The organism is Bradyrhizobium uaiense (genome assembly GCF_010811875.1).
Classification (GTDB): domain Bacteria; phylum Pseudomonadota; class Alphaproteobacteria; order Rhizobiales; family Xanthobacteraceae; genus Bradyrhizobium; species Bradyrhizobium uaiense.
The window spans coordinates 1-8713 of sequence record NZ_VKHP01000333.1 but is presented as its reverse complement, the minus strand read 5'-3'; the positions used below and the strand labels follow the sequence as shown (position 1 = coordinate 8713).

Annotated in this window: 9 protein-coding genes and 1 pseudogene; 7 read left to right on the top strand and 3 right to left on the bottom strand. The window is 64.2% G+C overall.

Annotated features, from left to right (window positions below; genetic code table 11):
* Nucleotides 1-2804: beta strand repeat-containing protein (locus tag FNJ47_RS42495; RefSeq protein WP_236000474.1), on the bottom strand; the 2804-nt coding region annotated here is incomplete at its 3' end.
* Nucleotides 2805-3001: 197 nt separating this feature from the next.
* Between FNJ47_RS42495 and FNJ47_RS42490 the strand changes: the two genes are divergently transcribed.
* Nucleotides 3002-3244: a hypothetical protein gene (locus FNJ47_RS42490; protein WP_163162296.1), complete on the top strand. Its 243-nt coding sequence runs from the start codon at nucleotides 3002-3004 to the stop codon at nucleotides 3242-3244.
* A 123-nt stretch (nucleotides 3245-3367) separates the two neighbouring features.
* Nucleotides 3368-3466: pseudogene (locus FNJ47_RS42485) on the top strand (aldo/keto reductase); the annotation flags it as partial.
* Nucleotides 3467-3570: 104 nt separating this feature from the next.
* On the opposite strand, the gene FNJ47_RS42480 reads toward FNJ47_RS42485, so the two are convergent.
* Nucleotides 3571-4098, bottom strand: a complete 528-nt coding sequence (locus FNJ47_RS42480; protein WP_163162294.1) for a DUF6428 family protein — start codon at nucleotides 4096-4098, stop codon at nucleotides 3571-3573.
* 49 nt (nucleotides 4099-4147) lie between these two features.
* Between FNJ47_RS42480 and FNJ47_RS42475 the strand changes: the two genes are divergently transcribed.
* Genes FNJ47_RS42475 through FNJ47_RS42460 form a run of 4 tightly spaced genes read left to right on the top strand, consistent with a single transcriptional unit; the run spans nucleotide 4148 to nucleotide 6775 of the window.
* Nucleotides 4148-4507: an ArsR/SmtB family transcription factor gene (locus tag FNJ47_RS42475; protein ID WP_163162292.1), complete on the top strand. Its 360-nt coding sequence runs from the start codon at nucleotides 4148-4150 to the stop codon at nucleotides 4505-4507.
* Entirely contained in the window at nucleotides 4507-5193 is a 687-nt protein-coding gene (locus FNJ47_RS42470) for an aquaporin (protein ID WP_163162290.1), read from the top strand. The genes FNJ47_RS42475 and FNJ47_RS42470 overlap by 1 nt, the downstream gene beginning before the upstream one ends.
* Entirely contained in the window at nucleotides 5190-5615 is a 426-nt protein-coding gene (arsC, locus tag FNJ47_RS42465; protein ID WP_163162288.1) for an arsenate reductase (glutaredoxin), read from the top strand. Before FNJ47_RS42470 ends, arsC begins: the two co-directional genes overlap by 4 nt.
* The gene (locus FNJ47_RS42460; RefSeq protein WP_163162286.1) at nucleotides 5612-6775 is read left to right on the top strand and encodes an MFS transporter; all 1164 of its coding nucleotides are present in this window, start codon (nucleotides 5612-5614) and stop codon (nucleotides 6773-6775) included. The genes arsC and FNJ47_RS42460 overlap by 4 nt, the downstream gene beginning before the upstream one ends.
* On the opposite strand, the gene FNJ47_RS42455 is transcribed toward FNJ47_RS42460, so the two are convergent.
* The gene (locus FNJ47_RS42455; protein ID WP_236000475.1) at nucleotides 6702-7652 is read right to left on the bottom strand and encodes a LysR substrate-binding domain-containing protein; all 951 of its coding nucleotides are present in this window, start codon (nucleotides 7650-7652) and stop codon (nucleotides 6702-6704) included. The two genes, FNJ47_RS42460 and FNJ47_RS42455, sit on opposite strands and share 74 nt — an antisense overlap.
* A gap of 80 nt (nucleotides 7653-7732) precedes the next feature.
* On the opposite strand from FNJ47_RS42455, the gene FNJ47_RS42450 reads away from it, so the two are divergent.
* Nucleotides 7733-8668 carry a phosphonoacetaldehyde reductase gene (locus tag FNJ47_RS42450; protein WP_236000473.1) on the top strand — a complete coding sequence of 312 codons (936 nt, stop codon included), beginning with the start codon at nucleotides 7733-7735 and terminating at the stop codon, nucleotides 8666-8668.
* The last annotated feature ends 45 nt before the right edge of the window (nucleotides 8669-8713 follow it).

The window sequence follows — 8713 nt, the reverse complement described above, 5'->3', positions numbered from 1 at the left end:
AACGGGCGCGCGCCCTGGGTTGCGCAGGTGCCCCGCGCGGTGCTCACCGTGATAGCGACGACGGCGGGCCCGGCGGGCGCCGTCGCGGTGATCGACGTCGCGGAATTGACCGTGAAGCTGGTCGCGGCCGTGGCGCCGAAGATCACCGCCGTCACACCGGTGAAGCCGGTGCCGGTGATGGTCACAGCCGTACCGCCGGGAGCCAGTCCCGATGCCGGCGAGATCAACGTCACCGTCGGCGCCGCCGTGTAGGTGAACTGGTCGGCCGTAGCGGTGGCCGAGGTCCCGATCGGATTGGTCACCCTGATATCGACGGTACCTGCTCCGGCAGGAGAGACCGCGGTGATCGACGTCGCGGAATTGACCGTAAAGCTGGTCGCAGCCGTGGCGCCGAAGGTCACCGCCGTCGCACCGGTGAAGCCGGTGCCGGTGATCGTCACCGAGGCGCCGCCCGCAAGCGGCCCGGCCGGCGGTGCGACTGCCGTCACGGTTGGAGCCGCTGCATAGGCGAAGCGATCGGCGGCCGAAGTCGCCGAGGTGCCGCCGATCGTGGTCACGCGGATATCCACGGTGCCGGTTCCGGCGGACGATGTCGCGGTGATCGAGGTTGCTGAATTGACGGTGAAGCTGGTGGCGGCCGCTGCGCCGAAGGTCACAGCGGTGGCGCCCGTGAAGCCCGAACCAGTGATGGTGACCGTGGTGCCACCTGCCAAGGGTCCCGCAGTCGGCGAGATCGAGGTAACGGTTGGTGGCCCGATATAGGTGAACTGGTCGGCGGCCGAGGTTGCTGAGGTGCCACCCGCGGTCGTGACCCTGATATCAACCGTGCCGGTGCCGGCCGGCGAGGTCGCGGTGATCGATGTCGCGGAGTTGAAGGTGAAGCTTGCCGCGGCTGTGGCACCGAAGGTCACCGCCGTTACACCCGTGAAGTTGGAGCCGGTGATGGTGACCGTCGTGCCGCCAGTCTGAGAACCTGTCGTCGGGGAGATCGAGGTGACCGCGGGTCCCGGAATATAGGTGAACAGATCCGCGGCCGACGTGGCCGAGGTGCCACCGACGGTGGTTACCCTGATATCGACCGTGCCTGCGCCTCCGGGCGAGGTCGCGGTGATTGTGGTAGGAGACACGACGGTGAAGCCCAGCGCGGCCGTCGCCCCGAACGTGACGGCCGTCGCTCCCGAGAAGTTGGTGCCGGTGATGGTCACGGTCGCGCCGCCGGTGCCTGGACCCGACGTCGGAGAGATCGAGGTGACAGTGGGGGCTGCGACATAAGTGAACTGGTCGCCGGCTGACGTGGCCGAAGTCCCACCGACTGTCGTCACCCTGATGTCGACCGTGCCGGTGCCGGCAGGCGACGTTGCGGTGATCTGGGTCGCGGAATTGACCGTGAAGCCCGTCGCAGCGGTTGCGCCAAACGTCACCGCTGTCGCACCCGACAGATTGGTGCCGGTGATGATCACCATCGCGCCGCCCGTCTGTGGCGCCGTTGTCGGCGAGATCGAGCTGACGGTCGGTGGCGCGACGAAGGTGAACTGGTCGGCTGCCGTCGTCGCCGAGGTCCCGCCTGCGGTCGTGACCCTGATATCAACCGTGCCGGTACCGGCTGGTGAGGTCGCAGTGATCGAGGTGGCGGAATTGAAGGCGAAGCTTGCCGCGGCCGTGCCGCCGAAGGTCACCGCCGTTACGCCCGTGAAGTTGGTGCCGGTGATGGTCACGGAGGTGCCGCCTGCTGTCGTGCCGGCGGTCGGAGAAATCGAAGTGACGGTTGGGGACGGAACATACGTGAACTGGTCGGCTGCCGATATTGCCGACGTTCCGCCTACGGAAGTCACCCTGATATCGACCATGCCCGCGCCTGTGGGCGAAGTCGCTGTGATCGTGGTGGGCGACAAGACGGTGAAACCGGCTGCGGACGTCGCCCCGAAGGTCACGGCCGTGGCTACCGAGAAGTTGGTGCCGGTGATGGTCACGGTCGTGCCGCCAGCGCCCGGACCCGACGTCGGAGAGATCGAGGTAACGGCGGGAGCTGCGACATAAGTGAACTGGTCGGCGGCTGACGTCAGCGACGTGCCGCCTGCGGTCGCCACCCTGATGTCGACCGTGCCGGTGCCGGCAGGCGAGGTCGCCGTGATCCGGGTTGCGGAATTGACCGTGAAGGTCGTCGCCGGCGATGCGCCGAATGTGACCCCCGTCGCGCTCGTCAGATTGGTGCCGGTAATGATCACCGTGGTGCCACCGCCTGTCGGCCCCGCCGTCGGCGAGATCGAGGTGACGGTCGGTGCCGCGACGTAAGCGTACTGGTCGGCGGCCGAAGTCGCCGACGTATTTCCGCTATTCGTGACGGTCACATCGACGGTGCCCGCAGAACCGCCCGGCGCGATCGCGGTGATCTGGGTGTCGGAATTGACGGTGTAGCTCGTCGCATTCGTGGCGCCGAATTTCACGCCGCCGGCGCCCGAAGTGCCGGTGAAGTTCGTGCCCGTGATCACGACCGAGTTGCCGCCGCTCTGAGGCCCGGATGTCGGCGATATCGCCGTCACGGCCGGCGGAGCCGAGCAGGTCACGGTCGCCTGGGTAGAACCAGTTGCAGTGCTCCAGGCATAGACGATGAATTGGGTATCATTCAGCGGAAGAACGTAACTGCCGTTGAGATTGAGTTCGCTGCCTGCTGCTCCGTATTGCTCGAGAATGACAGTGTTTCCATTCTGCCCGTAGAGCGCGAATCCGGCACCGCTGGTACGGTTCGAGGGTGGATTCGTATCTCCCGACGTCGTGGCCGAATAGGTGAGTTTCTCACCGGCCAAAAGGCTGTATGTCAGATATTGCTCAGCGGACGATGCGACCGAGAGCCCGCCACCCCACGTCGCGTTGATCTGACTGCAGCCGGCAGATATCGCGAAGGAAGGCGATATGAGAGCGAGTTGAAAGAGCGCCACAAGGAGCCATGTGAGCGACGCCTGAACGTATCTTGTGCGGTTGCCGATTGCCGAAACGATTCCAAATGCGGGAAGCATTTTTGAAGAAAGCATTTTTTGAAATCACTGCATGGGCGAAGATGATCGCCCGGCCCCAAATCGAAAAAAAATCCTGCTACGCAGGCAACCCCACATCGGCCATAGCAGTCGGCTTCGGTCGTTGCCACAGAAAATGCATATTTGAAGACGCGACACAGGCGGGCGGGGCGGGTTTTCCAGCGCATGACGCGATTGCGTGGGGAGCGTCGGCGTACTCGTGCGCGGAATGAGAAAATGATGTTCGACGCGCGCTGCGCGGCTGAACGAATCGCCGTGCGCGGTACCACGCAGAGTTGAGTTGGGAGGCACGGGTTCGCGTGCCCATGATGGGCGTGTGAACGTCATGGAAGGCAATGGCAATCCCCGCGATCGGGCTCGGCACACGGGAGTTGCGCGGCTGTACCTGCGCGGGCATCGTCGAGCAGGCGCTGCGGCTCAGCTATCGCCATATCGCGGGCTTCGCGTCATCTTGAACGGTGCGGCTGACAGCCGCAAATTTCTCAAATCGCGAGCTGACTCTGGTCCCGTGGACCGCGGCCTATCCGCTCAGCAGCAATCAGCCGCAGCACGGCTGCTTGGCTGTCGGGGCGCAGCAGGATTGCTGCTCCTGCAGCCATCGGTCGCGAGGCTTGCAGCTCGACGGACGCGCTGAAAGATAGACGCGGATCGCGGCTTCGCCGGCATCCATGCGCTCCGCGCGATAGATTTGCATCGGCCGCACGCCGTCGCTCACTTCGAAGGTCAGCTTGGCCTGCGGATCGAAGCCGACGGCTTCGTCAACCTTGCGGATGATTGCGAGAAACTTGCCGGCAGCCATATGGCCGCGGTTTTCCTCCTCGATGTCCCAGAGTTGAATGAAGGTCTCGCTCCAGCTCTCGGGGTTCGCGCCGCAATCAAGCCCTCTGAATGAACCGGTCTTGACTTCGGTCACGTGGTAGCTCGGGCGAACGTCTTGGCCGTCGTAGCTGAAGATCAGCGGCTTCTCCTTGTGCGCCTCGAGGCTTGAAAGCAGCGCCGTAGCTGAAAGCTCATCCACCGGCAGCAGGGCGCCGACGAGCGATCGGGTATTGGCAGGCGTATTCATTGCCGCTATCCTCATTTCAATGATTATTGAATTGTAGGATTATCGAAAGATGGAGGAGCGTCAAGCCCGAACCGCCTTCGCCGCGCTGTCGCAGGAAACGCGGCTGCGGATCGTGCGGTTGCTGGTGCAGGCCGGTCCCGATGGCATGGCGGCGGGGGCGATTGCCGAGTCGGTCGCAGTGTCGCCGTCCAACGTGTCCTTTCACCTGAAGGACCTCGAACATGCGGGCATGATCGTGCCGCGCCGCGAGGCGCGCTCGATCATCTATTCGGCAGACTTCAATGGCCTGCGCGATCTCATCGCGTTCCTGATGAAGGATTGCTGCGCGGGCCACCCGGAAATTTGTGCGCCGGCGCTCGCCGCGGCCCAGTGCGGGCCTTCCACGGCCAAGAAGAAGGCGCGTGCCTGATGCGCGACTTCGACCTTCCGCGGCGCCTTGCGGCCGAGGGGGCAGGGACCTTGCTTCTGGTCGCGACCGTCGTCGGCTCCGGCATCATGGCCGAGACCTTGACCAAGGACGTCGCATTGACGCTGCTCGGCAACACGCTTCCGACCGGCGCCATTCTGGTGGTGCTGATCACGATCCTTGGACCAATATCCGGCGCACACTTCAATCCGGCGGTGACGCTGGTGTTCACGCTCAAGGGCGAACTCCGTCCGCCGCACGCCGCGCAGTACGTCGCGGCGCAGGTGCTCGGAGGCATTCTAGGCGCGATGGTTGCGCATGCCATGTTCGGTCTGCCGCTATTGGAGTTCTCTGCGAAGGCAAGGACGGGATTTCCGCAGTGGTTTGCGGAATTCGTTGCCGCGTTCGGATTGATCGCAACCATTCTCGGCGGTCTTCGATTTCGTGAAGCCGCTATCCCGTGGCTGGTCGGGCTCTACATCACGGCTGCCTACTGGTTCACTGCATCGACGTCTTTCGCCAATCCGGCCGTCGCCATCGCGCGATCCCTCACCGATACGTTTTCCGGCATCCGTGCGCAGGACTTGCCGGGATTCATCGTCGCCGAAGTTTTGGGCGCCGTGGTCGCGGCGGCATTCATGACGTGGCTGCTGAGGGGCGCCGAAATGACAAGGGAGGCAGTCCGATGACGATGACGATCTATCACAATCCCGATTGCGGGACGTCGCGCAACACCTTGGCCATGATTCGCCAAAGCGGGGAGGAGCCCGAGATCGTCGAATATCTCAAGACGCCTCCCGCGCGCGACACCCTGGTCGCGCTGATCGCCGCCATGGGCATCACGCCGCGCGCGCTGCTCCGTGAGAAGGGCACGCCTTACGGGGAGCTCGATCTTGCCAATCCAAAGTGGAGCGACGACGAGCTGATCGATTTCATGTTGGCGCATCCGATCCTGATCAATCGGCCGATCGTGGTGTCGCCAAAGGGCGTGAAGTTGTGTCGGCCGTCCGAGGCCGTGCTTGATCTGCTCGCCGCGGCTGACATCGGCCAATTCGTCAAGGAAGACGGAGAGGTGGTTTCGCCGAGGACGCCGGGTGCGCGCGCTGGATGAGCCGCCGTGCGGATAACGTCCTGATTGTCGCGCTCGGCACCACGCAAACCCTGGCTTGGGCATCGAGTTACTATCTGCCAGCCATTCTCGCGGACCCGATTGCGCGCGACCTCGGCATCTCGACGAACTGGCTGTTTGCCGCATTCTCGATGGCGCTGGTGATCTCTGGGCTGCTGGGCCCACGCGTTGGTCGCCAGATCGACCGCATGGGCGGGCGTGAAGTGCTCTGCGCGTCCAACCTTATTCTGGCGTCGGGCCTGATCCTGCTCGGGCTTTCGCAGGGCGTCGCACTGATGGCGGTGAGCTGGCTGCTGCTTGGCGTTGGCATGGGCCTTGGGCTGTACGATGCAGCTTTCGCTGCGCTCGGGCGCATCTACGGTGACACGGCCCGCCGCTCCATCACCGGCATTACCTTGATCGCGGGCTTTGCCAGCACGATCGGCTGGCCGCTCACTGCGTGGGGACTGGCAACCATCGGTTGGCGCTGGACTTGCTTCGGCTGGGCGGCCGCACACATCCTGATTTGCCTGCCGCTCAACGGCTTGCTGATTCCTAAATTGAAGCGAGAGCATCGGGTCGCAGCCGACACGCCAAAGCCGCATATTCCGATCGACCGCGCGATGGTGTTGCTTGCCTTTGCCTTCGCGGCCGCCTGGAGCGTCACGTCGGCGATGGCGGTTCACTTGCCACGAATTCTTGAGTCGTTGGGCGCTACGCAGGCGCAGGCGATCGCGGCGGGTGCGTTGATCGGTCCGGCGCAGGTGGCGGCGCGTATCGTCGAGGCGAGCCTGCTGAAGCGTTTCCATCCGCTCTGGTCGGCACGACTGGCCTGCATCACGCACCCGTTGGGCGCCTGCGTCATCGGCTTGTTCGGCGGTGGCTTTGCTGGAGTCTTCGCGCTGTTGCATGGTGCCGGAAATGGCATCCTGACGATTGCGCGCGGCACGCTGCCGCTGGCGATATTCGGTCCAAAGGATTACGGCTACCGTCTGGGATTGCTCGGCGCACCGTCGCGACTGTCGCAAGCGATCGCGCCGCTGGCATTCGGGTTCCTGATTTCACCGCTCGGCGGCTATACGCTTGCAGTCACATCGGCTTTGAGTTTGGCTGCACTCGTGGCGCTGTTCGCATTGAAAACCGAGAAAGCCTCTTCGCGATAGTATCGCCACCCTTCATCCGCCGCACCGTCTCGATGAACGCCTTGATGATCGGGGAATGGCCCCGGCCGCTGTGATGGGCGATGCTGTACTGAGTCTTGATGGTGCGGTCGCTGATCTCGAGTGCGCGCAGGTTCGGATGCGGCACGAATTCGAAGTCGGCGACGACGCTGATGCCGAGCCCGCGCTCGACCGCCTTCCACACGCCTTCGCGGCTCTCGATCTCGAACACCGGCTCGATCCTGATGCCCTCATCCTGCATCGTCGCCTCGAAGGCGCGCCGCGTGGTCGAGCCGCGCTCGCGCAGCACGATCGGCTGGTCGGCGAGCTCGCGCAGCCTGACCGATTTTCGCTTGAACCAGGGATGATCCCGGTTGACGAACACGATCACGCGGTGGGTGCGGTAGGGGATCATGGTGACGCGCGGATCTTCCGGGACCTCCGCCAGGATCGCAACGTCCGCCTCGAAGTCGACGATGTGGCGGAAGGTGCGTTCGGAATTGCCGAGCAGGGTCGAGATCTGCACCTCTGGATGATCGCGCTTGAAGGCCGCGATGATCTCGGTGGCATGAAACGGTCCGACGGTCGCGACCCTGAGATGGCCCTTGGTCGCCTTGCCGTGCGCGGCCAGCAATTCGTGCGCCTCGTCGCAGAACGTCATGATGCCGCGGGTGATCTCGAACAGCGCGGCGCCGGCCTCGGTGAGCTCGGTGTGCCTGGGCTTCCGGATCAAAAGCTCGACGCCGTAGCTCTCCTCCAGCTCCTTGACCTGGATGGTCAGTGTCGGCTGGCCGACATTGAGCACGCGGGAGGCCGCGGTGAAGCCGCCATGGGCGGCGACCGCGTGGAAGGCGCGCAGCTGGCTGAACACTATTGACATAATCAATAGAACGCATCCGTAGAATGAATTTGTCAATAGCAGCCGACGACGTACCTTCGCGCCAAACGGAGGACGCGTGGATGGCCTGGACTTATTCCAACCCGGTAAGAATTGAATTCGGAGCAGACAGCTTCGACAAATTACCGGCGCTGATCGGCAAGCGCGCCTATGCGCTCGTGACCTATGGCGAGCCGTTCTTTGATGAACTCGAGCGGCGGCTGCGCGCCGCGGCGGGGCCGTCGGTCCTGACCATCCGCGACGTCGCGCCCAATCCGGACTACCGACTGCTCACCGAGCAGACCGCGCGCTTTGCCGGGCACGCGAAGCAGCCCGAGGTGATCATCGCGCTCGGCGGCGGCTCGGTGATCGACTCGGCAAAAGTGTTCGCGGCCGCCGGCGGCGACTTCGCGACCGTGAAAACCTACCTGGAGACGCAGCAGGGCGCCGAACGCCTCTCGGCGATCCCGATCATCGCGGTGCCGACCACCGCGGGCACCGGCAGCGAGGTGACGTGCTGGGGCACGGTCTGGGATGAGGCCAACGGCAAGAAATACTCGCTGGCGCGCCCATCGCTCTATCCGACCCATGCCGTGATCGATCCGCGCCTGATGCTCGGCAAGCCGCAGTTGCTGACCATCAGCACCGGGCTCGACGCGCTGTCGCATGCGCTGGAGAGCATCTGGAACGTCAACAACAACCCGGTGTCGGCCAATCACGCGGTCGCCGCGGCGCGCGGTGTTCTCGACGTGCTGCCGAAGCTTGCCAATGATCTCGGCAATCTCGAGCTGCGCAGCCGCATGGCGCAGGCAGCGCTGTTCGCGGGGCTGGCGTTCTCCAACACCAAGACGGCGATCGCGCATTCGCTGTCCTACCCGATCACGCTGCGGCACGGCGTGCAGCACGGCATTGCCTGCTCGTTCTCGCTGCCGATGGTGCTGCGCAGCTCGAGATTGCCGAGATCATTGGCAAGCTTCGGCAGCACGTCGAGAACACCGCGCGCCGCGGCGACCGCGTGATTGGCCGACACCGGGTTGTTGTTGACGTTCCAGATGCTCTCCAGC